This is a genomic window from Ruegeria sp. YTSC199 (genome assembly GCF_059609725.1).
Map to the genome: position 1 here is coordinate 79,356 of NZ_JBXWMF010000002.1, position 24,146 is coordinate 103,501.

A 24,146-nucleotide genomic window follows, 5' to 3' on the forward strand; every position below is an offset into this window, starting at 1 on the left:
TTGGGCTGCGAGAGGCGAATGGACTGAATTTTTGTGAGGTTTCGATGCAAATGAACCGCCCCGATCTGGACCGGTTTGACCGGGCGATCCTGACGATTCTGGCCGAGGACGGGCGTATCTCGGTCGCCGATCTGGCGCGACGCATCGGGTTGTCGAAATCCCCGACACAAGCTCGTGTGAAAAGGCTTGAGGCCGAAGGGATCATCACCGGATACCGGGCTCTGCTGGATCCGATCCGTCTTGGGCTTGACCATGTCGCCTTTGTCGAGGTGCGTCTGACCGACACGCGCGAGAAGGCATTGGCTGAGTTCAACGCGGCGGTGCGCAGGGTCGCTGAGATCGAGCAAGCCCATATGATCGCGTCGAATTTTGATTATCTGCTGAAAATCCGAACCGGTTCGATGTCGGAATATCGCGCCGTGCTGGCCGAGAAAATCTCCTCTTTGCCGCATGTGGCCAATACCTCTACTTTCGTGGCCATGGAGGCGGTGAAAGAGACCGGTGTATCAGGCGCCATTGACGGGATGGGTTGACGAAAGCTTCGGTGATACCACCATTGGATCATGAAACAGATTGCTTTCGCTTTGATCCTGTCGACCGTTTCTACACCATCGCAGGCCGGAGAATGCCCGGCTGCGCCAGATCACAGCGCGGGTGTCAGCGGAGTTATCTCGCAAATCCAGAAGGCCGAGACCGAGCAGGCCGCCCGAACCCTATCGAGCCAGTTGTGGGAGTTCTGGGCGGACGCGCCTGACGCGAGTTCACAACGGTTGCTGGACCGGGGAATGGCGCGTCTCAGGGCTTCGGACTTGCGGGGTGCGATCGAGGATTTCGACAAGCTGATCGCCTACTGCCCATCCTATGCCGAAGGGTATAACCAGCGCGCCTTTGCGTATTACCTGGGTCAGGATTTCGCCGCCGCCTTGCCCGATTTGGACAAAGCCATCGAGCTATCGCCGAACCATGTGGCCGCGATCAGCGGGCGCGCGTTGACCTTGATGGGACTTCAAAGATTGGACGAAGCGCGAGAGACTTTGAATAATGCGCTGCAACTGAACCCGTGGTTGTCGGAACGCCATCTTTTAGGGCCGGGCGGGCCACTGGAGCCGCCGGGTCAGGATATTTGAAAAAAACGCCCCCGAACCGCAAGGCCGGGGGCGTTTTTGTGCAGCTTAGCCAACCAGACTATTGTCTGCGCGCTTGATCGCGATCACCGAGGACCGCGGCGTACCGCCATCGGGCCAGTTGCTGCCCGGGTGCTGAATGCCGACGAACATGGTACGTAGATCGCTGGACCACGCCAGACCTGTGACCTCACAGCCATTCGGGCCAGTCATGAAGCGCGCGATCTCACCGGTTACCGGGTCACCAACCAACATCTGGTTGTTGCCGTGACCTGCAAAGTCATCCTCGTCGTCGTCATTGCCGTCAGTCTGGATCCAGACCAGGCCGGTCGAGTCGATGGCCATGCCATCGGGCGAGTTGAAAAGGTTGCCCTCGTTCACGTTTTGCGAACCGGCGCGATCGTCGGAATGCACTTTTGGATTGCCGGCCATGACATACAGGTCCCAGTCAAAGGTTTCGGCGGCGTGGTCGTCATTCGCCGGGCGCCAGCGCACGATCTGACCGTATTTGTTGGCCTCGCGTGGGTTGGGTCCGTTGACCGAGGTATCGTCACCACCGGCATTCGGCTTGACGCCCCGGTTCTTGTTGTTGGTCAGGCAGCAGTAGGCCTCGACCGCGACCGGGCTGGAGGCGACCCATTCCGGACGATCCATGGTAGTGCCGCCGGCCTTGGATGCGGCCATTCGGGTAAAGATCGCGATCTCTGCCTCTTCCATACCGGTTGATCCCGGTGTCAGGGGCAGCCATGCACCGGTCGCGTCATCGTTGAACTTGGCAACGTAAAGCGTGCCATCGTTCAGAAGGTTCTCGGTCTCGCCACCCGGCTGGAAAGTGCCGTTCGAGACGAACTTGTACAGGTATTCACCGCGCTCATCGTCGCCCATATAGACGACCACGCGGCCATCGGCAGCCAGTGTCACCTCGGCGTTTTCGTGCTTGAAGCGGCCCAGTCCTGTGTGCTTGACCGGTGTGCTGTCCGGTTTGGTCGGATCAATTTCTACGATCCAGCCGGCGCGGTGCGGCTCATTCGGGTTTTTTGAGGTGTCGAAACGCGGATCAAAGAACTCGTACCCGTTCCAGCTTTCGGCCTTGATACCATACCGGGTCATGCCATCCGCGACCTTCTGGTCATAGCTGGCGTTTTTATAGGACGAGCCGAAATAGCCGTTAAAGTTCTCTTCGCAGGTCAGGTAGGTGCCCCATGGGGTCTTGCCCGCGCCACAGTTGTTCATAGTGCCCAGCGAGGTGGTGCCGGTCGGATCGGACTCGGTCTTCAGCAGGTCGTGGCCGGCCGCCGGGCCAACGATCCTCATGGGCGTGTTATGGTGGATGCGACGATTGAAGGGGCTGTCCTTGACAACCGACCAGCCGTCGGGGCCTTCGGTGATTTCCATCACGGTGACGCCCTGGATGTTCTGCAGCTTCAGAACATCATCGGCATTGGCAGGCACGCCTTCATTCGCGGCGGGCAGATTGATCTTGCGGTTCGGGTATTCGTGGTTAATCGCGATCAACTCGTGACCTTGGAACGTGAAGGTCTCCATCCCGTCGGTGTTTTCACCAAACACGCGGTCCGATTTCTCGACCGCACCACCGTCTGTCAGGTCATAACCGTCGGCGTCGGAAAACAACGGATCGCCCCAACGCATCAGCATTTTCCATTCGTACCCTTCCGGGACGTGCACTGTGCCGTCGGTTTGCGCTGCAATCGGAGTGAACGCAAAGCGCGATGCAGTTTGCGCCTGCACCGAACTGGACCCCATCAGGCCCGCCCCCATGGCCGCTGCACCCGAGCCAAAGGCCAACACGCCGCCCAGAAAACCACGCCGCGATATGGCGTGTTCAACAACGTGGTCAAAGTCGTTTTCTTCGGGGCGGGGAAAGTGCAGCTCGTCCCAGTCGTCGGCAGACAAAGTGGTGGGGTCAACGTTGTTCATGGATGGCTCCTGGCGGTCGAATGAAAAGTGTTGAATCGGATGTAGAGCTTCTTTGTGACAGGTTGTTGACAGCACTATTAAGGACACTGCTTGGGTCATCGGAAAAGAGCTTCTTTCAGGTGCGTAAAACAAGCCAATACCTACACCGGCTGCGTGGCGGGTGAGACATCGGACAAAGATCACCTTTGTGCGTAGTCGCTTCTCAGCGCAGTCGTTGAACTGTCGGGTCGAATCGATTGGCCTTGTCGGCCGAAAAGGTGAATCTCAGCTCCTGATCTTCCGCGATCGCCAGTTGACCGAACCGCCGTGCCGTTTCTGTATGGTCCCGCACCCTGGTGATGACGTTTGTGTCTCTGGCCAGTTTCTCGACATGACTGACGCAAATAGCCAACGGGCCATCACTAAGCTGGAACAAGTCTTCGGGTCGGATGTAGATGGTATTCAACTCATCAGCAACAATTCGGGCAAGAAGTTCATCGACGAAGGTTTTGGAAATTCGGCAACAAACCGGTTGGAGAGGTTGTTGTACAACTTCATCGGGTGCCGATCTGTGCCACCCGCCCGTCTAGCAGTACGACGAACTTATCGGCCAGCGTCATCGCCTAGGTCTGATCGCCGATGGTATCCATGTTCACCCAGAGGTGATGCGCCGCGTGGGCCGCCAAAACCGCTCCAAGTCAAATCTTTCTGGTCAGCGACGCGATGGCTTTTGCGGGCACGGATCAGAATGCGTTCGAACTTGAAGGCCGTCGGATTGCGCGAACAGATGGGCAGCTGACGCTTAAGGACGGAACACTGGCCGATCTGGACCCGACTTCGGCCATCCGCATCTTGTTTCTCAGGTGGGGGTGCCACTGCAGGAAGCGCTGGCCGCCGCAACCACCTATCCGGCGTCATTGATTGCTCAAACGGCTGCGCAGCCATTACAATATGCGTCGATGATCCGGAGTTCCTCTGGTCTCGACACACATGACTGGCTTCCGGCGAAGGCGTAGCGGGGCTACTATTCACGGCTCGTCGAGGCTTTGCGCAGAAATTGGAATCCGCCGTCGAACGGCGCTTGACGGCGTCAGATGCATCGCTTAAACCGACCTGCGCTGAGCGGGCGTCGTATACTGGCTATTACCTCAGCCTTCCAAGCTGATGAAGCGGGTTCGATTCCCGCCGCCCGCTCCAAGTCAGCCCCAGAATTCTGCGTCAAATGGCCCTGAGAAGGGACCAATTCGCGATGCGCAGCTTGACCCGGCGGTGCGCTGCCGCCAAGAAGCGGGCAAACGAACGCGAACATGAGTTAAGGGCCAAGCATGGCAAGAAGAGCCTCAGCCAGTCCAGCACAACAATCCGCTCCGGGTGCCAGCGAAGAGCGCGCGGGCTCCAAGAAGATTGGCGTTCTGGCGTCACTCTGGCCGTTCATGCGGCCATACCGGTTGTTGATGATCGGTGCGACGCTGGCGCTGGTGTTGACCGCCAGCATGACCCTGACACTACCGCTGGCGGTGCGCCGCGTTGTCGATAATTTCCGTATCGAAGATGGCGAGCTGCTGGATTGGTACTTTCTGGCAGCGCTGGGCATTGCCGCCGTTTTGGCCCTTGGAACCGGCTTGCGCTATGCGCTGGTGACCCGGCTTGGTGAACGCGTGGTGGCCGATATCCGCAAAGCGGTGTTCGATCGCGTCATCGGCATGAGCCCCGAGTTTTACGAACGCATCATGACAGGCGAGGTCCTGAGTCGGATCACAACGGACACGACGCTGATCCAGTCTGTGTTGGGCTCGTCCGTCTCTATCGCGCTGCGGAACGTGCTGTTGTTTCTGGGTGGTCTGGTGTTGATGTTGCTGACTTCGGCTAAGCTGACCGGCATGGTGATGTTGCTGATCCCGATCGTGGTGGTGCCGATTCTGCTGCTGGGGCGGCGTCTGCGTGTGATCAGCCGCGAGAATCAGGACTGGATCGCGGCGTCGTCCGGTAACGCGGGCGAGGCACTGAGCGCGGTGCAAACGGTGCAGGCATTCACCCACGAGCAGGCCAGCCGCAAGCAGTTCGATGACATGACAGAGACCTCTTATACTGTCTCGCTGCGCCGGATTCAGACCCGCGCGGTTCTGACGGTCATCGTAATTTTTCTGGTGTTTACCGGGATCGTCGGCGTGCTGTGGATGGGTGCGAATGACGTCCGCAACGGCGTAATGACCGAAGGTGTGCTGATCCAGTTCGTGATCTACTCGATCATCATGGCGGGGTCCGTCGCAGCTCTGTCGGAAATCTGGAGCGAGTTGCAGCGCGCCGCCGGTGCGACCGAGCGTTTAGTCGAGCTGCTGAACACGCAGGACACGGTCAACGACCCGGCCAACCCGACCGCGCTGCCGGCGCCGGTTCGTGGCGAGATTCGCTTTGACGATGTGACCTTCCGCTATCCTTCGCGCCCCGATGTAGTGGCGCTTGAGCATCTCACGCTTCAGGTCAACCCGGGTGAGACTGTGGCGTTTGTTGGCCCCTCCGGGGCGGGTAAGACAACCGTCATCCAGATGATTCAGCGGTTCTATGACCCGGCCTCGGGGCAGGTCAGGCTGGATGGCGTCGATTTGCGAGACATCGACCGGGCCGACTTCCGCCGCTATATGGCGCTGGTGCCGCAGGACCCGATCATCTTTGCCACCTCAGCCCGCGAGAACATTCGCTTTGGCCGTCTGGACGCCTCGGATGCCGAGGTCGAGGCCGCCGCCCGCGCCGCGGCTGCGCATGATTTCATCTCGGCTCTGCCCGAGGGCTATGACAGTTTCGTCGGTGAGCGCGGCGTGATGCTGTCGGGCGGGCAGAAACAGCGCATTGCCATCGCCCGCGCGATCCTGCGCGACGCGCCGGTTCTACTGCTGGATGAGGCAACCTCGGCGCTGGATGCGGAAAGCGAACGTGCCGTTCAGGGGGCCGTGGATCAAATGCGAGCGGGCCGCACGACGCTGATCGTTGCACACCGACTGGCGACGGTGAAAAAGGCCGACCGGATCGTGGTGATGGAAGCAGGCCAGATCGTGGCACAGGGTACTCATGACGATCTGGTGGCGCAGGATGGGCTCTATGCCCGACTGGCGCGCCTGCAATTCACCGACGGAATGGCCGCCGAATAAAGTGACGCAGGGGCAAAACGGCTAAGTCCGCAGCGTCATTCTACCTCTTTGCTGCCTTCACAGCTAAGGCCTTTCTTGAACCTGCGCGGTTTTGCTTCCATCTTGGCGTGGATACAAAACCCGTGCGGGACACGGGAGAGATAGGGGAGGAACCACATGGCCTTTGTGGGTTTGGAAGACAAGGCGAGGATGGAGCAGGAAATGTCGTGGGAGGACCGCGATGTTCCGGTCACTTTCCACCAGTTGCTGTCGCGCACGGCAGACAAGTTCCCCAACAGCAATGCGATCAGTTTTCAGCTTTTGTCCGGCCCGACCGACAAGGCCGAGACGCTGACATGGTCCGAGCTGCTGGGCAAGGTCAACCAGGCCGCCAATCTGTTCCGATCGCTGGGTGTGGGCGAAAAGGACGTGGTCGCCTACGTGCTGCCCAATTGTAACGAGACGCTGATCACCATGATGGGCGGCGCGGTTGCCGGGATCGTCAACCCGATTAACCCGCTACTGGAACCCGAACAGATCGCCGCGATCCTGCGCGAGACCGGCGCCAAGGTGGTAGTGACGCTGAAATCGTTCCCCAAGACCGACGTGGCGCAAAAGGTCGAAGAGGCGGTGCGACACGCGCCCAAGGTCAACACCATTCTTGAGATTGACCTCAACCGGTATCTGACGCCGCCGAAATCCTGGCTGGTGCCTTTCCTGCGCCCCAAGATGGGCGACAAGGAACATCTGGCCCATGCGGATTACAAGAATTTCAATCAGGAACTGGCCAAGCAACCCACGACGCTGACCTTCGAAGACAGCAAGGAAGACCGTGTTGCCTGTTACTTCCATACCGGCGGCACCACGGGTATGCCCAAAGTGGCGCAGCACAAGTATTCGGGCCTGATCTATAACGGCTGGCTGGGCAGCACGCTGCTGTTCTCGGACGAAGACGTCATCATGTGCCCGCTGCCCATGTTCCACGTGTTTGCCGTCCATGTGATCGTGATGGCGGCGGTGTCGTCGGGCGCGCATGTGATCTTCCCAACACCTGCCGGGTATCGCGGCGACGGCGTGTTCGATAATTTCTGGAAGCTGATCGAACGCTGGAAAGTGTCTTTCATCATCACCGTACCCACAGCTATTGCCGCCAAGATGCAGCGCCCGGTGGATGCAGATATCTCAACCGTGAAAACAGCGTTTTCTGGCTCAGCTCCGCTGCCGGTTGAGCTGTTCCGCCGCTTTGAAGAAGCCACAGGCGTGACCATTGTCGAAGGCTACGGTCTGACCGAGGCAACCTGTTTGGTGTCATGCAACCCGGTGGATGGGGAAAAGAAAATCGGCTCGATCGGGATTCCGTTCCCCTATACGGATGTCAAAATCCTACAGAACGGGCCGGACGGCCCCAAGGAATGCGGTTCGGATGAGATTGGCGAGATCTGTATTTCGAACCCCGGTGTCTATGCGGGCAACACCTATACCGAGGTCGATAAGAATGTGGACCTCTATCATTTCGACAAATACCTGCGCACCGGTGATCTGGGCCGGTTTGACGAGGATGGCTATCTGTGGATTACGGGTCGTGCCAAGGACCTGATCATCCGTGGCGGACACAACATCGACCCGGCTGAGATCGAAGAGGCCTTGCTGGGTCACGACGCCGTCGCCTTTGCCGGGGCCATCGGTCAGCCCGACGCCTATTCCGGCGAAGTGCCCTGTGCTTTTGTCGAGCTGGTCGACGGGGCCAGCGTGACCGAGAAAGAGCTGATGGAGTATTGCAGCGTGCATGTCCATGAGCGTGCGGCGCAGCCCAAGCACATGACCATTCTGGACGAACTGCCGAAAACCGCCGTGGGTAAAGTGTTCAAGCCCGAGCTTCGCAAACAGGCAATCACCCGCATCTATAACGGCGCGCTGGAAAAAGCCGAATTGGATGCGCGCGTTGTCTCGGTGATCGACGACAAGAAGCGCGGGCTTGTCGCGCAGCTTGACGCCAACGGCTCCTCGGACGACGATGTCGGGAAAGTGCTGGGATCATTCACCCGGCCATGGGAATGGGCTACCTGACCGCGGAGGGACAATGGATTATGAACGTCTGATCGATGAAGAAACCTGGGCGTTCATAAGGCGAACGGCTGAAAGCTATCCTGACAACGCGGTTGATCTAACAATCGAAGATCAGCGCCGCGTCTATAACGAAATGTGTCAGGAATTTCGCCAACCCCGGCCTCCGGGTCTGGATATACAGGACGGGTCCGCCGATGGCGTGCCTGTCCGGGTTTATACCGCCGGAGATCCAACACGAACCGTCGTCTATTTTCATGGCGGCGGTTTTGTTGTCGGTGGGCTGGACAGCCACGACGACGTCTGCGCCGAGATTTGCATGCAGACCGGTTATCGGGTTGTTGCCGTCGACTACCGCCTCTGCCCCGAGCATGTGCATCCGGCACAGTTTGAGGATAGCTGGACCGCTGCCAACTGGGTGGTCACGGAATTCGAAGACCCTCTGGTTCTGGCTGGAGACAGCGCGGGGGGCAATCTCGCGGCAGCGGTTGCACATTATGGCCGCGGGCGGCTTGAGCATGTGCTGGGCCAGGTTCTGATTTACCCCGGACTGGGCGGAGATACATCGGCGGGGTCTTACATCGAACACGCGCACGCCCCGCTATTGACGCTTGAGGAAATCAAGTTCTACGAGAAGATACGCTGTGGCGGCACGGTTCCGCACAATGACCCGACCTTTGCGCCCTTGTGCGATACCAATTTCTCGAACTTGCCACCGACCATTGTTGTGACGGCGGATTGTGATCCGTTACGTGATGACGGGCCGATCTATTGCGAGCAGATCACAGCAGCTGGAGGGCAAGCGCAATGGATCAACGAACCCGGCCTCGTGCACGGTTATCTGCGGGCGCGCACCTCGGTGAAACGCGCCGCAGACAGTTTTGAGCGGATATCAATCGCCATCGAAGCATTGGGCCAAGAGGTTTGGCCCTACGACTGATCGCTTATTTCAGGAATGGCGCAGCCTTCATCGTTTCGGCAATCGGTGCGCCGATGCGATTCAGGATCGTCGGTGCCAGCTGTAGCTGGTCGATCACGGTGTCAGCATCGGGGCCTTTGGCATCCCCGAAATAATACAACGCCGTTTCCTGCTGCAACGGGCTGCGCCCTCCATGATGGCCACGTTCGTCCTGACCATGATCGGCGGTCACGACGACCTCATAGCCCAGTTGCCGCCAACGCGGGATGAAGGGGGCCAGCATCTCGTCTGCGACGAAGCAGGCATGGTCCATCTCTTCGCAGTCGTGGTAGAAACGGTGCCCCATACTATCCAATGTACAAGCATGCAGCAGGCCGTAGTCCAGCCCGTGACGCAGGCAGAGATTGGTCAGAGTGGCGTAAAGGTCTACATCAGACGGCGTCATCTGATTGGCTTTGCCGTAGCCGGTCATGGTGTGAAAGCGACCGTGGTTGATCGTTTTACTCTCAGGCTCATCATATTCGATGTCGCGGACGTAATCGAACGGGTGGCGGTTGAAGAATTGTGACCAATAGCTGTGGGTCACTGCTCCGGTTACGCCACCAGCCTCGCGAACTTGGCTGAAAACGTCCTTGTGGCTCAGGCGGAAGACGTTGCCATTGCCGGTGCATCCGTGTTCCTGCGGAGTGACGCCGGTGTGAATCGAGGCGTAGCAACTGGCCGACGTCGACGGCAGCACAGCGCGCAGTTTCCAGACCCGCGCCTCTCCATTGTCGACCCAGCCTTCAAGATTGCCGAACAACCGTCGGAAATTGCGCCACGGAACACCGTCCAGGATAATAAGGAGTAGTTTGCGGTCCATGTCGTTGGCCTTTTGACTAGATTTTTCAGGCGACCCTAAGGGATTCGCGATCAGAGGCCTGCCCGTTCGCGCCCCCAATAGCAAAATCCCGACACCTGTTTTTTAATAAGGTGCCGGGATTTCTTTTTTTACCGAACTGTCACGGAAAGGGCAGGGATCAGTTCCCGGCACTTTCCATTTTGCGGTGGGCGACGACCTCTTCCAGCCAGCCCAGATGCATCTCGGGGACCGAGCTGAGCAGCAGGTCGGTATAGTCGTCGAACGGCGGACTCAGCACCTCGCTTTTCGACCCATAGCGAACCACACGACCCTGATACATCACTGCGATGCTGTCGCTGATCGCGCGCACCGTTGCAAGGTCGTGGGTGATGAACAGGTATGCCACATCCTCGATCTTTTGCAGGTCCAGCAGCAGCTTCAGGATGCCGTCCGCCACCAGCGGATCAAGCGCCGAGGTGACCTCATCACAGATGATCATCTTGGGTTTGGCCGCCAGTGACCGCGCGATACAGACACGCTGTTTCTGACCACCTGACAGTTCTGCCGGATAGCGATCAATGAACTTCTCGCCCAATTCGATCTCATCCAACAGTTCGATGATCCGCTTGCGCTTCTCCGCGCCGCGCATGTTGAAGTAAAACTCCAACGGACGACCGATGATCGTGCCAACGGTCTGACGCGGGTTCATCGCTGTGTCCGCCATTTGATAGATCATCTGCAGCTCGCGCACGTCTTCGCGGGAACGCCCTTTCAAATCGGAACTCAGCTTGCGTCCGTTAAAGGTGATCTCACCATCCCGCGGAGGCAGCAGGCCGGTGATCACACGGGCCAGCGTCGACTTGCCCGAGCCGGATTCGCCCACAACCGCCAGTGTCTGCCCTGGATGAAGCTCGACATTGACGTTGTGCAGCACGTCGAAGTTCAGACCCTTGTAGCGCGCGGTGATCCCGTCAACGCTCAGAACCGGTTCGGGTGTGGGCTTCTTTTCTTCGTGCTCGATGGACCGCACCGAGACCAAGGCCTTGGTGTAATCTTCCTGTGGGTTGTTGATGATCTGATCGGTGTTGCCGTATTCGACCGTATTGCCCATCCGCAGAACCATGATGTCGTCGCTCACTTGTGCCACAACCGCCAAGTCGTGGGTAATGTAGAGCGCGGCAACGCCGGTATCTGCGATGGCTTCCTTGATGGCCATCAGAACATCGATCTGCGTAGTCACGTCCAGAGCCGTGGTGGGTTCATCGAAGACTACAAGATCAGGTTCGGGGCATAGCGCCAGCGCCGTCATACAACGCTGCAGCTGACCGCCCGAAACCTGGTGCGGATAACGATCACCAATATTGTCCGGATCGGGCAGACCCAGCTTGGCGAAAAGTTCTCGCGCACGGCCTTCGGATTCTTTGCGTGAAAACTTCTTATGCTCGACCGCGGCTTCGACAACCTGATCCATGATCTTCTTGGCTGGGTTGAACGACGCGGCGGCGGATTGCGAGACATAGGCAACCTCGCCACCACGCAGATTGCGAATATCGCTATGCGGAGATTTCAGAATGTCGCGCCCGTTGACCCAGACTTCTCCGCCGGTCAGTTCGACACCACCGCGGCCATAGGCCATGGATGCCAGACCGATGGTCGATTTACCGGCACCGGATTCGCCGATCAGCCCCAGCACCTTGCCGCGTTCGAGGTCGAAATCGACCCCGTGCACAATCTCGATGTCATGGGGCTTTTCGCCCGGTGGATAGACAGTCGCGCCAATCTTGAGGCCACGGACCTTGAGAAGGGTATCACTCATCCCCGGCCTCCTTTCAGCGATGTGGTACGGTTCAGAACCCAGTCAGCCACAAGGTTGACCGAGATGGCGAGCGTTGCGATAGCCACAGCAGGGTAGAGCGCCGCGCCGATGCCATATACGATGCCGTCCTTGTTTTCCTTCACGATGCCGCCCCAGTCGGCCAGCGGCGGCTGAACGCCTAGGCCCAGGAACGACAGGGTCGAGATAAACAGAACCATGAAGATGAACCGTAGCCCGAATTCAGCCACCAGAGGCGACAGGGCGTTGGGCAGGATTTCCCGGAAGATGATCCAGCCCCGACCTTCGCCACGCAGTTTGGCGGCCTCGACATAATCCATCACGTTGATGTCCACAGCGACGGAGCGCGACAGGCGATAGGGGCGCGTGGCGTCCAGCAGGCCCATCACCAGGATCAGGATCGGAACCGTCACCGGAACAATCGCCAGAATAACCAGCGCCAGGATCAGCGTTGGGATCGACATGACCAGGTCAACCGTCCGGCTGAGGACCTGGTCGGCCCACCCACCCAGCACGGCGGCCAGCAGGCCCAAAGAAGTGCCGGTGACAAAGCTGAGGATCGTTGCGGCTGCGGCGATAAAGATGGTCGTGCGACCGCCATAGATCATGCGGGTTAACAAATCCCGACCGATATTGTCGGTGCCCAGCAGGTGCTCGGCGCTTGACGGTTCCCAAACATCGCCGACCACTTCGGCCATACCGTAAGGGGCGATCAGCGGGGCGGTGAAGGCAATGAAAAAGTACAGCCCGGTGAAAAACAGACCGATCATGGCCGAAATAGGAATATTCTTCATCATTTCGGATGCCTCAGTCTTGGGTTGGCAAGGATGGACACAATATCGGCCACCATGTTCAGCCCGATATAGACGGCGGCAAAGACGACACCGCAGGCCAGAACGACCGGCACGTCACGTTTGGTCACCGAGTCCACCAAGTATTGCCCCATGCCGGGATAAACGAAAACCACCTCGACAACGACGACGCCCACGACCAGATAGGCCAGGTTCAGCATCACGACGTTGACAATGGGGGAGATTGCGTTGGGAAAGGCATGACGTGCAATAACCTGAAAGTTCGACAGGCCCTTCAGTTCTGCTGTCTCGATATAGGCCGATTGCATCAGGTTCAGGATTGCAGCGCGGGTCATCCGCATCATCTGCGCCAGAACCACTAGTGTCAGCACGAAAGCAGGCAGCGCAATCGCGTTGAGTTTTTCCCCGAAGGACATCGAGTCGTTGATCATCGCAAGCGAAGAAAACCAACCCAGCTTCACTGAGACGAAGTAGATCACCACGTAGCCGATCAGGAACTCGGGGATGGAAACGGTTGTCAGGGTGATGGCAGAGATCAGCTTATCCGGCCAGCGATTGCGATACCGGACGGCCAGAAGGCCCAGAAAAATAGCAAGCGGGACAGAGACGATGGCGGCAACACAAGCCAGGAACAGCGTGTTCCCCAGCCGTTTGCCGATGCTCTCAGCGATGTCGAGTTTGTTTGTCAGAGACTGACCCAGATCACCTTGTAAGATGCCGCCCAACCATTCGAAATAGCGGGTCAGAGCGGGGCGGTTGAGGCCCATTTCCTCGCGCAGGTTTGCCAGCGCCTCGGGGGTTGCGGATTGGCCAAGGACCGCTTGCGCCGCGTCCCCTGGAAGGGCTTCGGTGAGGCCGAAAATCAGAGCCGATGCACCGAAGAGAAGCAGGAGTCCCAGCGCAAGGCGCTGGGAAACCAGTTTGATGATAGGATGCATGATCCGTGGTTCCTATCAGGCGAACCACATCTTGCGGGACATGTTGCCGTTCATCATCTCTTGGGTTGGATCGCTTTCCCAACCTTCCAGCTGATTGCTGACGCCCTCGACAAAGTCGTTGAACATCGGGCAAATCAGGCCGCCCTCGTCGCGGACCATCATGCCCATCTGGCTGTAGATGTCCTTGCGCTTGTCGTTGTCCAGCTCGGCACGCGCCGCAAACAGCATCTCGTCGAATGCCGGAACCTTGAAGCGAGTGTCGTTCCAGTCTGCGGTCGACAGATAAGCGGTCGAGTACATCTGGTCCTGCACCGGACGGCCGCCCCAGTAGGACGCACAGAAGGGCTGAACGTTCCAGACCTCGGACCAGTAGCCATCGTTGGGCTCGCGCTTGATTTCCAGCGGGATACCCGCCTGAGCAGCGGTTTGCTGGAACAGGGCTGCAGCATCCACGGCACCAGGGAAGGCACCATCGGCGACGCGCAGAATGATCGGCGAGCCATCGTGGCCGGACTTCTTGTAGTGCTCGGCTGCTTTTTCGATGCTGAATTCGCGCTGCGGGATCGAGCCGTCAAACAGCGGGTAGGCCGCGTTGACCGGCATGTCGTTGCCCACGGTGCCGTAACCACGCAGAACCTTGTCGACCAGTTCCTGACGGTTGATTGCATATTTCAACGCCAGACGCAGTTCGTTGTTGTCGAACGGCGCTGTGTCGCAATGCATGATGAACACATAGTGGCCACGGCCGGCGGTCGAATGCACCGTCAGGTTGGGCGCGCGGCCCAGCAGATCAGCCACTTTAGGCTCGACCCGGTTGATTGCGTGCACCTGACCGGATTGCAGAGCAGCGGTACGAGCAGTTGCGTCGTTGATGACCACCACTTCGACGCTGTCAAAGTTGCCGAAATCCGGGTTCCAGTGGTTGGCGAACTTCTTGTATACGTGGCGGACGCCGGGTTCGTTGACTTCGACCTGATAGGGGCCGGTGCCGATACCCGCGCCGGGATCTTCCATGCCGCCATCCGGCTGAACGATCAGGTGATAATCAGCCATCAGGTAGGGAAGATCAGCGTTTGGCTCAGCCAGAGTAACCTGAAAATTGTCGCCATCGGCCTTCATCGACTCGATGCCTTTCATGATGCCCAGGGCACCGGACTTCGAATCTTCGTTCGAGTGACGCTGCATGGTCTTCAGAACGTCTTCGCTGGTCATGGTCTTGCCGTTGTGGAATTCAACGCCCTGACGCAGCTTGAAGGTCCAGACCTTCGCATCCGCGCTGCCTTCGACGCTTTCGGCCAGTCGGGGTTCGATCGTACCGTCAGGCGCAACCTCGACCAGTTGGTCGCCAAACTGCTTGCCGTTCTGGAACGGAACCGAACTTGCATAGGTTGCCGGGTCCAGCGAGTTGGTGGATTCGCCTCCCTGCAGGCCGAACTTCAGATCGCCGCCCTTTTTCGGGCCGGCCGCACGCGCGGCGTCTGCAAACATGGTGCTGGCCATCGCCGCAGAAACACCCAAAGCCGCTGCTTTCCCCATGAATTCGCGACGGGTGAGCTTGCCAGCTGTGACCTGTTTGGTCATGTGAGTGATTTGTTCGTTCATTATGGTCTCCCAGTTGATTGGATTGTTGCCCTTTTGGGCTTTTTATTGACGCATGAGTCAAAGTAGGCGGAATTCGGTCGGACGGGCAAGAACAAATGTCTGACACTTGAGCGACCCGCATCACATTTGGTCACGAGGTACGGTATCCTCCAGTTGCTTAGTCGATACCAGTTTTTCGTCCTCAAAAGCATCCATGCGGGCCTTGAGGAAAAAGGAATTCTGATCCGCCCATATCTCGCAGGAGGTTTCGGTGCGCAGGTCGATACCGTTCCGGCTGACTTCTTGTGTCCAATTGCAAAATCCCCGGGCAGAGAGGGGATCGTCCGGGTGAATTGTCCAGCGTTCATACGCGGTTCCACCATGTGTCAGGCCGTGATCATCGTTGGTGACCAGACCAAAGTCATCCTCGATGATCAGGTGGGTTTCGCCCGAGTTCATGTCCATTTCTACCCGCCGCGAATTGTTCGGCGTACGCAGGGATGTCTGACCCAGGTGAGGGGCCGACTCGGGCGGCGGAAACGTGTATTCGTCATCACCGGATGGGCGTCGGGGTATTGTAATGTCACCCTGCGTCAGATGCAGTTCGGTACGTTCTGGCGACGGCCAGATCAGCGGCCAATACGCGCTGGAGATCGCGACTCGCAGCCTGTGCCCTTTGGGTATGCGATAGGCAATGTGATCCAGATTCAGCGCAACGTCATATACGGTGCCCGGTGTCAGCGGCGTTGGTTCCGCATGGCTGTCGCGATGCGACAGGTTCAGCACGCCATAGGTAATGCGTGTCGAGGCCCCATCCGGGTGTACATGGTTCAGGCGGACAGCAATCTGTGCCTGCGGGCGGTCGGCGCTCAGGCGCAGGCGGATGCGCGGCGCGCCCACGATGTCCATGTCTTCAGCCAGCGGTGCGCCGTCGAAACAGGCCGAAAGTGCATCATCCGAGCGCTGATCTCCGGGCATGTCGGGGCCCAGCCAGATGGCGCAATACTCTCCGCCTTCCATGCCGCAGGTTTGCGGGGACCGCACCCGAATATCCAGCGGGCCGTTCTGTCCCAAACCGGCATCGGACAAGCCCAGCGTCAGGCTGGGCAGGTGGGACGTGGCGCCATCAGCCTCGGCGATCCAACGCCCCGGCCGTTCGTTGTACCAGCGCTGCGGCCGCACGCCATCCATCAGATAGGCACGATAATCCGGGTCGGTGTCGACGCCGGTGTCGACACCTTTCAGCCAGTGATCCCACCACCGCAAAGCTTCCTGCAGGAACCCTATCCGCGGTTCGGGCACCGCGAAATGAGGGTATTTATGCACCCAAGGCCCCACGATCCCTTTGACCGGGGCTTTCAGTTGCTCAACCAACAAAGGCACTGTGTTCTTGTATGCGTCCCCCCAGCCACCGATGGCGAGGGTCGTCGCCTGAATCGCGCGGAAATCTTCACAAACCGAGCCGTGTTGCCAATACTTGTCTCGTCTTTGGTGGCGCAGCCAGACCGAGGGCAGAAATGGTTCATGCTCCAGCCGTTCCAGCCACAATTCACGCCAGTTCGCCCGCAGCTCCGGGTCCGGCGGTCGGGAAGAGTACGACCACATCGTCGCGCCCCAGCCCAGATTCTCGTTCAGCAGGCAGCCACCTTTATAGTGGATGTCGTCCGCATAGCGGTCGGCTGTGGAACACAGGGTGATGATCGCCTTCAGCGGTTCGGGCTGCAGCGCCGCGACCTGAAGCGCGTTGAACCCGCCCCAGCTGATCCCCATCATTCCAACCGAACCTGTACACCAGCGTTGCTGTGCCAGCCAATTGATCGTCGTGACGGCATCGTCAAGTTCTTGCTGGGTGTATTCGTCCTCCATCAGCCCTTCGCTGTCGCCATTGCCGCGCATGTCGACGCGGATGCAGGCATAACCGCGCTCGGCGAACCACGGATGAGTCAGCGCGTCGCGCACTGTCGTTCCATCGCGTTTACGATAAGGCAGGAATTCCAGAATAGCGGGGACGGGGTTTTCAGTTGCATCCGTCGGACGCCAGACGCGTGCAGACAAGCGACAGCCATCAGGCATCTCGATGCCAACGTCGGGAAGGTCTTCGATCGAGCGTAGCGCGTTGGCTGGCGGCGTCATTTCAACACTGTCCGGCGGAATTGCAAATCAGGTTGGGTCAAAATCGTCAGATCAATTGCGGATTGCGACAAGCAGATCCATTACATTCGTTCCCGTCGGCCCCGTCACCAGCAATGCGCCTGCTCGATCCAGATAGCTGCCGCTATCCGCCTTCTGCAGCGCCTGTTCCGCGCCTTCCCCCCAAGTGGCGCCGTCAATGATCGCTCCGGCCGCGTCGGTTGGGCCGTCCGTGCCATCCGTTCCACCCACGACTACGGTTAGGCCCTCGGTTCCGGCAATTTCGCGGGCCAATGCCAGCGCCAACCCCTGATTCCGCCCGCCGCGCCCCGGGTTCTCGGGCAGGACAACCGTTGGCTCTCCGCCAAAGACCATGACACCGCTTGGCATGGAACGGATACGCGCGCCCAGTGATTTGGCGACGTTCAGAAAGTCGTCGTGCAGGCATTCTTCGTTGGAAAGAACCGTCAGGCCTTCGTCCTGCGCCAAATCCGCAGCGGCCGCGCGGGCATGAGCGTTAGACGCCACGATTTGCGTGCTTGCCTCAAAATCATAGCTCTCCGGCAGCGCCCCGATCCCCGAGCCGACAACGTTCAGGTCATCCCCGGGCACATCCGAAATCGCCAATACGGTCGCCTTTTTCCCTTGAAAATGAGACAGAAGCCCACCGCCTTTAATCCGGGACAGCTTGCGGCGTTCGGCGTTCATGGCCGTGATGTCCATCCCCTCGGCCAGCAGCTTTTTGTTCAGTTGCTCGAGATCAGAAAGCGTTTTGCCCGGCAGCAAATCCTCGGCCAGCGAAGAGGCTCCGCCTGAAACCAGCAACAGCAGATGTGAACCCGGCTGCATCGCTTCGACCGCTTCGCGCAGGGCCTGACCGCCCTGAAGGCTGCGGCTGTCCGGAACCGGGTGAGAGGCCTCGATCACCGTCACATGTTCCGGCAGGTCGCGCCCGTGATCGTCCTTGGTGACAACCACCGTCGGGCGAGGGCCAAAATGCTCTAACGCGGCGCGTGCCATGGCCGCTGCGGGTTTGCCCACGGCCAGAATCTGGTCGGGCACGGGGACATCGTGCAGCACTTTGCTGGTTGCAGCGTGACCGCCCACTTCATCGACGCCGGCCTGCCAGATGCGAATTGCCTGTTCTTTTCTGTCCATCAGCTTTCCACCCAAATCGTGACCGGCCCGTCGTTGACCAACTCTACCGCCATATCCGCCCCAAACTCACCGGTTTCGACCGGCACGCCATGCGCCTCAAGTCGCTGGGCAAATACCTCATACAGTTGTTTGCCAAGATCCGGTGCGGCCGCTTCCGAAAATCCCGGCCTGTTGCCGCGCGATGTATCGGCGGACAGCGTGAACTGGCTGATCACCAATGCGGACCCTTCGATATCTTTCACCGAGAGGTTCATTTTCCCTGCGTCATCCTTGAAAATCCGCAGCTTTGAAACCTTGGCAGCCAGTTTATCCGCCTTGATCTCATCATCGCCTTGCATTGCGCAGACCAGGATCATCAGCCCGTGCCCGGTCTGGCCGATAACCTGACCGGCCACCGATACGCTGGCGCGTGAAACTCGTTGTAGTACTGCGCGCAAATTTACTCTCCGCTAAGTGCGTTTGTTATCCGATCCATTCGACGATCTCACCCAGATCGGCGCGATCGGTGCGAAAGCCATTGGCTGGATGGTCCTTATCTGCATAACCAAAAGAAATCGCGCATAAAATCACCCGGTCATCCGGGATGTCGAAATAGCGGCGTAGGAACGGGCTGTAAGTGGCTACCGCTGCTTGTGGGATCGTGCCCACGCCCAGAGCCTGAGCAGCCAGTGAAAACGCTGTAACGAACCCGCCGCAATCCAGCGCGCCATAAGCCCCAAGCTCTTTCGGGCTGGTGATGATGGCACAATGCGGTGCGCCGAACAGAGAGAAATTCTCCATCATCTGCCGGGTCGAGGCCGCGCGGTCGCCGCGTTCCACGCCAACTGCCGCATACAAAGCCCAGCCGCACGCGCGGCGGCGGTCCTGATAGACCCCAGTGTAGGAGGTCGGAAACGGCAGGTCCGGGGCAGGTGTGCCTATAGTCGCTTCTTTCTGCAGTGCCGCTCGAAACCGGTCGGTTTCTTCGCCGCTGGTGAGGATCACGTGCCAGGGTTGGGCATTGCACCAACTGGGTACACGCGCGGCGCTGATCAGGATTTGCTCGATCTGCTCCTTCGGCACCGGGTCGGGAAGGAACGCCCGACATGAATGTCGTGCTGTCAGCAAGTGGTTCAGATCGGATAGTGTCACACAGGCCTCCCCGCTCGGCGTTGACGCGGCGCAGAATGGCGGCTGATTGAGCGGAGTTCAAGCGGTAACAATTGTGGGTTTCGGAGCCGTTTTACCCTTGTTGACCGGTCGCCATCAGATACCCGACGCCAGCGGCCACAAGCAGGCCCAGAATAACGGCGATGGTGATTTTGATGGCGGACCAGGGGCGCTCGCCCTGAACGCGGCCGGTGCGTCCGTTGACGACGAAACGATATGTATTGCCGCGATACTTGTAGGCCGCCATCCACACCGGCAGAAGGATGTGCTTGAAAGTTACATTCCGTACATCCGTATCGATTGCGTGTATCCGCTGGCGGTCTCCACCGATGTCAAAGCGCACGTCCCGCTCGATGACCCGCGCCATATACCCGCGCGCTTCGGAGTATCCTTCCTGCAATTCGACCGTATAGGCCTCGGCCCGAAACCCAGCCAGGTATTCAGGCTGATAGGGCTCCAACGCCGGCAGGTCCCAAGGCTCCAGCGCGTCAGTATAACTTTTGGGCAAAGACCGTGAGGCCAGCACAAGCACGTCATCAAAGAACCGCTTCACCCGCCCGGATTTCGGAGACCACCGCACCTTGGGTACCTGCTGCTGCACGCGCTTACCGTCACGCATGACAGTTCGGGTTTCATAGTAGACGGTGCCGCGCTCTCCGCGATAACTGGATTGCGTGTCGGCATCAAAGGTCCAGTAGGGCACATAGATGCCCTGCATCTTGCGACCTTTGCGGGCGTAATCCTTCAGCCCGTTCGGTGCAAACCACAGCCGTCCCAACCAGTCGCCCATCGCCTTATGCGCCGCGCGTTCATCCAGCGCAAAGGGTAGCACGCCGCGCGGTTTGATGTGCCGGTTGACCCCCGTATCGGTCACAACCGGTGTCGCACAGAACGGACATTCAGCCGCGTGGGTGGCAGGATCGAACTCGACCTGAGCCGCGCAGTTGGGACAGGACAGAACCCGCGTTTCTTCGATTTCACTGTCCGGAAGCCGATCCGCAACGGCCGCATCGAAATCCAACTCTTTCAGGCTGCCGCCGCCCCAGGGGCCGGCGCCGATTGCCTCGGAATGCCCGCAGTGGTCACACGTCAGGCTGCCGTCACCGGGGTTGAATCGGTAGTCCGCACCGCATTGCTCGCAGGGGAATCTGTGTTCTTCGGTCATCCTGCCACCCTATTCTTGCACTGACGCCTGAAAGGTTAGGCTCCCGGCGGAGGCGGCGGCAGAATGGTGAACAGCTGCGCCAGCTCCTGTACATCTCCGGCCTTTTTCCAACCATCCTGACCGGCGGTCCAGACGTAGGTGTCGCGGGTGATATCTCCGTCCGTTGCCATACGTCCCATCTTGGCTTTCGAGAACGGTCCGCTGGTCTGTCCATCAACCGCAATATGCCATACATGCTCAACCGGTGGAGGAGGAGGCGGTGCTGCATGCGCTGCCGGTTGCGGGGCAGTGGGGGCGGAACTGCCCCACGGGCCGCCCGGTTGGCCCGCTGCCATGTTTGCCATCTGGTTGGCCATCGCCATTCCCATCCCCATGCCAAGCCCAGCGCCCATGCCGCCGCCCTGGCCGGGATTGTTGGCGGCGGCCGTCATCGCCTCGGCTGCTGAATACTGGGTGAACTTGCCTAGATCGCCTGCCAGACCCATCGAGGTTCGCTTGTCCAGCGCTGCCTCAACCGCGGGCGGCAATGAGATGTTTTCGATATAGAATTCAGGCATCTCCAGACCGTAACCATCCAGCACCGGGGAAACCTCGGCCGCGATCAGCTTGCCCAGATCGGCGGTGTTGGCGGCCATGTCCAGAACCGGGATACCCGACCCGGCGATCACCCGGCTGAATTCCTGCACGATGATGTTGCGGATCTGAAAACTGATCTCATCCATCGTGAACTCACCATCGGTGCCCACGATCTCAGTCAGGAATTTCGCCGCATCCTTTACACGCACGGTATAGGTGCCAAAGGCCCGAATGCGCGTGGGCCCGAACTCGGGATCGCGCAGCATGATCGGATTCTTGGTGCCCCATTTCAGGTCATTGAACCGGGTGGTATTGACGAAGTAGATCTCGGACTTGAACGGAGACTGAAAGCCGTGATCCCAATGTTGCAGGGTGGTCATGATCGGCATGTTGTTGGTCTCTAGCATGTAAAGACCCGGCGTGAACACATCCGCCAATTGCCCTTCGTGCACGAACACCGCCGCCTGACCTTCGCGCACAGTCAGCTTGGCGCCGTATTTGATTTCATGGCCCTCGCGTTCGAATCGCCAGACCATGGTGTCGCGGGTGTCGTCGACCCAGTGAATGACGTCGATAAATTCTCCGGTCAGAAAATCGAAAATACCCATTGGGGTCTCCTTTCCTTGGGCTCAGAGCTGCTGGCCCATCAATTCACGCGCAATGATACGCACCACGGGGCGGGCGTCCTCGGCTGTCACACCGGTTGTCAGACGCGGGTCATAGAGCATCGTCAGTAATTTTTCGTCATGGCTGGTCAGCAGCGCAAATTCGTCATCGTCGTTGAAAATCGAGGGCCGAGCGGCAGGGCTGTCGTTGGACAAGCCGAGGCCCTGCGCGATTTCTTCGTGAATACAACTGCGGCGCAGCAGATCAGGCAGTTCGGTCCGGATCAGCGTGACGGCCCGCACATAGCGGTTTGGTGCGTTGCTTGTGGCCGAGGCAAACACGAAACAGTCGATATTGGCGCGCGGGTTTGCGACCAGATCCAGCGAAGCCTGGCTGATATTGGGGATCAATTGCTTGAGGCGCATGACCACATAGCTGCTGTCATCCTTGCCCGCAAAAAAGACGTGGAAATTGGCCTTGCGATTGACCACCGAAATCGGATGATCGGTCAGTTTGGCCAGACGCGCCGTGTAGGATTCGACCTGCGCGGCATCCAGTTCGCGCGCCTCGGGCGCAACGGACGGGGCAAATTCGGTCTGCACGCGCACCGGGCCGGTCCAGCGGCTGAGCTGCCCGTCCGTTGTGTGCGAAGACGCAGTCACTGCGTGTTCGGGATATTCGCTGTAGAATGCGATGGCCTCGAAATTGCGCGCCAGATCGTCGGCGTCATAGGGGGTATCGGGGCCACCACCGTCTATGCGCAACAGGCCACGGGTTAACAGGTCTCGTTCGACCCGCTGATAGAACCGGGCCAAATCCTGGCTGGCCGCAGACGGCGGCACATAGGCGTTGGGTGCGGGTGCGGGCGCGGCTGGGCGCGGTTGCGGGACAACCGAAGACGTCAGAGTTTCATCGCAGTTAGCCAAAGCCAACAGTGCGACAAAACCCAACAGGTGCTTCAGATATCCCGATACCTTCACGCGCAGCCCGCCGTCAGCCCGGAACTGCCGTTCCGGCATTGTCGCCGATACCGTCCCGGCGCGCCTTAGCCGAGGCCAGCGTGTCACGCAGTTCTGCTTCCATCTTCTGCAATTCCTGCTCGGCGGCGGCACGTTTGGCTTTGCCTTCGTCCGCGATGGCAAGACTTTCGTTGATAGTGCCGATCAGGTCGGCGTTGGCTTGTTTGACCGCTTCGATATCGAATACACCGCGCTCCATTTCCTCCCGGATCATCTTGTTGGACTCACGCAGATTGGCCGCGTTCGAGGTCAGCAACTCATTGGTCAGATCATTGGCGTCGCGCACGGCAGCTGCGGCCTCGGCGCTGCGCTGGATGGTGACGGCCTGCGCCAGTTGGGTTTCCCACAGCGGCACGGTGTTCACCAGCGTCGAGTTGATCTTGGTCACCAGAAACTTGTCGTTTTCCTGCACCAGACGGATCGAAGGCAGCGACTGCATTGTCACCTGCCGCGTCAGCTTCAGATCATGCACACGGCGTTCCAGATCATCGCGCGCGGCGCGCACATCGCGCAGTTCCTGCGCTTTCATCACCTGCTGGTCCTCGGGTGCGGCCTGGACTTCGGCCTCTTTTTCGGGGATGTCGTGGCTGTCCAGCTCGGTCAGTTTTTCCTCACCCGCCGCGATATAGAGCGCCAGCTCGTCGTAGAAACCAAGCGTCTTTTCATACAGCAGGTCGAGCGACTTGATATCTTTCAGCAGCGTGTGCTCATGGCCCAGCAAGTCGTCGGTGATGCGGTCGATCTGGCCCTGAACGTCTTCGTACTGCGCGGTGAACTTGGCAAAGGGCGCGGCGCGGCCCAGCAGTTTTTCCCACCAGCTGCGTTCGCGGCGTACATCCAGTTCGCTGACGGAAAAGCCGCGGATCGTGGTCACGATATTGCGCAGGCTGTCTCCGGCGGGACCCACATCCTTGTTGCGGACATCCGCCAGCATGGCCTGGCTGATCTCTTGCAGTTCAGCCTGGGCAGAAGATCCGAAAGAGACGATCGAGTTGGTGTTTTCCATGTCGATCTCATCCATCCGCTTGCGGATCTCGGCGCTGACGGGTTCGTCTGCTTCCTCAAGCGAGATGACCTCGGCGGTGGGGTCGGGTAGGGCAACGGCCGTGACCTCCTGCACCAGCGTTTCAGCTTCCACCGCCTTGTTCTTGATCGCATCAGACATGGGGTAATCCTTTCTCAAATAAC

At 59.2% G+C, this 24,146-nt stretch carries 21 protein-coding genes and 1 tRNA gene; 7 read left to right on the forward strand and 15 right to left on the reverse strand.

Going from position 1 to position 24,146, the window contains the following annotated elements:
- Nucleotides 1-44 precede the first annotated feature (44 nt).
- On the forward strand, nt 45-533 hold the full coding sequence (locus tag AC2FEE_RS02065) for an Lrp/AsnC family transcriptional regulator (RefSeq protein WP_496862731.1): 489 nt from the start codon (nt 45-47) through the stop codon (nt 531-533).
- A gap of 30 nt (nt 534-563) precedes the next feature.
- Nucleotides 564-1,127, forward strand: a complete 564-nt coding sequence (locus AC2FEE_RS02070; protein WP_496862733.1) for a tetratricopeptide repeat protein — start codon at nt 564-566, stop codon at nt 1,125-1,127.
- Nucleotides 1,128-1,172: 45 nt separating this feature from the next.
- On the opposite strand, the gene AC2FEE_RS02075 is transcribed toward AC2FEE_RS02070, so the two are convergent.
- Together AC2FEE_RS02075 and AC2FEE_RS02080 are read right to left on the reverse strand one after the other, a co-directional pair.
- Nucleotides 1,173-3,062, reverse strand: coding sequence for a PhoX family protein (locus AC2FEE_RS02075; RefSeq protein WP_496862734.1), 1,890 nt, complete (start codon nt 3,060-3,062; stop codon nt 1,173-1,175).
- A gap of 202 nt (nt 3,063-3,264) precedes the next feature.
- Nucleotides 3,265-3,507, reverse strand: coding sequence for a hypothetical protein (locus tag AC2FEE_RS02080; RefSeq protein ID WP_496862736.1), 243 nt, complete (start codon nt 3,505-3,507; stop codon nt 3,265-3,267).
- A 257-nt stretch (nt 3,508-3,764) separates the two neighbouring features.
- On the opposite strand from AC2FEE_RS02080, the gene AC2FEE_RS02085 reads away from it, so the two are divergent.
- The 5 genes from AC2FEE_RS02085 (at nt 3,765) to AC2FEE_RS02105 (ending at nt 9,170) form a co-directional block, all read left to right on the forward strand.
- The gene (locus tag AC2FEE_RS02085; protein ID WP_496862737.1) at nt 3,765-3,962 is read left to right on the forward strand and encodes a hypothetical protein; all 198 of its coding nucleotides are present in this window, start codon (nt 3,765-3,767) and stop codon (nt 3,960-3,962) included.
- 201 nt (nt 3,963-4,163) lie between these two features.
- Nucleotides 4,164-4,238, forward strand: a tRNA-Gly gene (locus tag AC2FEE_RS02090).
- A gap of 128 nt (nt 4,239-4,366) precedes the next feature.
- Nucleotides 4,367-6,187, forward strand: a complete 1,821-nt coding sequence (locus tag AC2FEE_RS02095) for an ABC transporter transmembrane domain-containing protein (protein ID WP_496862739.1) — start codon at nt 4,367-4,369, stop codon at nt 6,185-6,187.
- Nucleotides 6,188-6,343: 156 nt separating this feature from the next.
- On the forward strand, nt 6,344-8,233 hold the full coding sequence (locus tag AC2FEE_RS02100; protein ID WP_496862741.1) for an acyl-CoA synthetase: 1,890 nt from the start codon (nt 6,344-6,346) through the stop codon (nt 8,231-8,233).
- 13 nt (nt 8,234-8,246) lie between these two features.
- The gene (locus AC2FEE_RS02105) at nt 8,247-9,170 is read left to right on the forward strand and encodes an alpha/beta hydrolase (RefSeq protein ID WP_496862743.1); all 924 of its coding nucleotides are present in this window, start codon (nt 8,247-8,249) and stop codon (nt 9,168-9,170) included.
- 4 nt (nt 9,171-9,174) lie between these two features.
- Here AC2FEE_RS02105 and AC2FEE_RS02110 read toward each other — a convergent pair whose 3' ends face one another.
- The 13 genes from AC2FEE_RS02110 to AC2FEE_RS02170 all read right to left on the reverse strand — a co-directional run bounded on the left by AC2FEE_RS02110 (nt 9,175) and on the right by AC2FEE_RS02170 (nt 24,123).
- On the reverse strand, nt 9,175-10,011 hold the full coding sequence (locus tag AC2FEE_RS02110) for an alkaline phosphatase family protein (protein ID WP_496862745.1): 837 nt from the start codon (nt 10,009-10,011) through the stop codon (nt 9,175-9,177).
- A gap of 157 nt (nt 10,012-10,168) precedes the next feature.
- Nucleotides 10,169-11,806 (reverse strand): ABC transporter ATP-binding protein, encoded by a 1,638-nt coding sequence (locus tag AC2FEE_RS02115; RefSeq protein WP_496862747.1) that lies wholly within the window; start codon nt 11,804-11,806, stop codon nt 10,169-10,171.
- Nucleotides 11,803-12,618, reverse strand: coding sequence for an ABC transporter permease (locus tag AC2FEE_RS02120; protein WP_496862748.1), 816 nt, complete (start codon nt 12,616-12,618; stop codon nt 11,803-11,805). Before AC2FEE_RS02120 ends, AC2FEE_RS02115 begins: the two co-directional genes overlap by 4 nt.
- Nucleotides 12,618-13,574, reverse strand: coding sequence for an ABC transporter permease (locus AC2FEE_RS02125; protein WP_496862750.1), 957 nt, complete (start codon nt 13,572-13,574; stop codon nt 12,618-12,620). Before AC2FEE_RS02125 ends, AC2FEE_RS02120 begins: the two co-directional genes overlap by 1 nt.
- 15 nt (nt 13,575-13,589) lie before the next feature.
- On the reverse strand, nt 13,590-15,176 hold the full coding sequence (locus tag AC2FEE_RS02130; protein ID WP_496862751.1) for an ABC transporter substrate-binding protein: 1,587 nt from the start codon (nt 15,174-15,176) through the stop codon (nt 13,590-13,592).
- 120 nt (nt 15,177-15,296) lie between these two features.
- On the reverse strand, nt 15,297-17,288 hold the full coding sequence (locus tag AC2FEE_RS02135) for a CocE/NonD family hydrolase (protein WP_496862752.1): 1,992 nt from the start codon (nt 17,286-17,288) through the stop codon (nt 15,297-15,299).
- 51 nt (nt 17,289-17,339) lie between these two features.
- A complete protein-coding gene (locus AC2FEE_RS02140; RefSeq protein WP_496862753.1) occupies nt 17,340-18,443 on the reverse strand; it encodes a glycerate kinase type-2 family protein in 1,104 nt (367 codons plus the stop codon).
- Complete coding sequence (gene dtd / locus AC2FEE_RS02145; RefSeq protein WP_496862754.1) at nt 18,443-18,880, reverse strand: D-aminoacyl-tRNA deacylase; 438 nt, start codon at nt 18,878-18,880, stop codon at nt 18,443-18,445. Before dtd ends, AC2FEE_RS02140 begins: the two co-directional genes overlap by 1 nt.
- A 25-nt stretch (nt 18,881-18,905) precedes the next feature.
- Nucleotides 18,906-19,574, reverse strand: a complete 669-nt coding sequence (locus AC2FEE_RS02150; protein ID WP_496862755.1) for a nitroreductase — start codon at nt 19,572-19,574, stop codon at nt 18,906-18,908.
- A gap of 91 nt (nt 19,575-19,665) precedes the next feature.
- Nucleotides 19,666-20,757 carry a TFIIB-type zinc finger domain-containing protein gene (locus AC2FEE_RS02155; protein WP_496862756.1) on the reverse strand — a complete coding sequence of 364 codons (1,092 nt, stop codon included), beginning with the start codon at nt 20,755-20,757 and terminating at the stop codon, nt 19,666-19,668.
- Nucleotides 20,758-20,792: 35 nt separating this feature from the next.
- On the reverse strand, nt 20,793-21,941 hold the full coding sequence (locus tag AC2FEE_RS02160; protein ID WP_496862757.1) for an SPFH domain-containing protein: 1,149 nt from the start codon (nt 21,939-21,941) through the stop codon (nt 20,793-20,795).
- 21 nt (nt 21,942-21,962) lie between these two features.
- Nucleotides 21,963-23,006, reverse strand: coding sequence for a DUF2927 domain-containing protein (locus AC2FEE_RS02165; protein WP_496862759.1), 1,044 nt, complete (start codon nt 23,004-23,006; stop codon nt 21,963-21,965).
- Nucleotides 22,933-24,123 carry a toxic anion resistance protein gene (locus AC2FEE_RS02170; protein WP_496862760.1) on the reverse strand — a complete coding sequence of 397 codons (1,191 nt, stop codon included), beginning with the start codon at nt 24,121-24,123 and terminating at the stop codon, nt 22,933-22,935. Before AC2FEE_RS02170 ends, AC2FEE_RS02165 begins: the two co-directional genes overlap by 74 nt.
- Nucleotides 24,124-24,146: the final 23 nt, after the last annotated feature.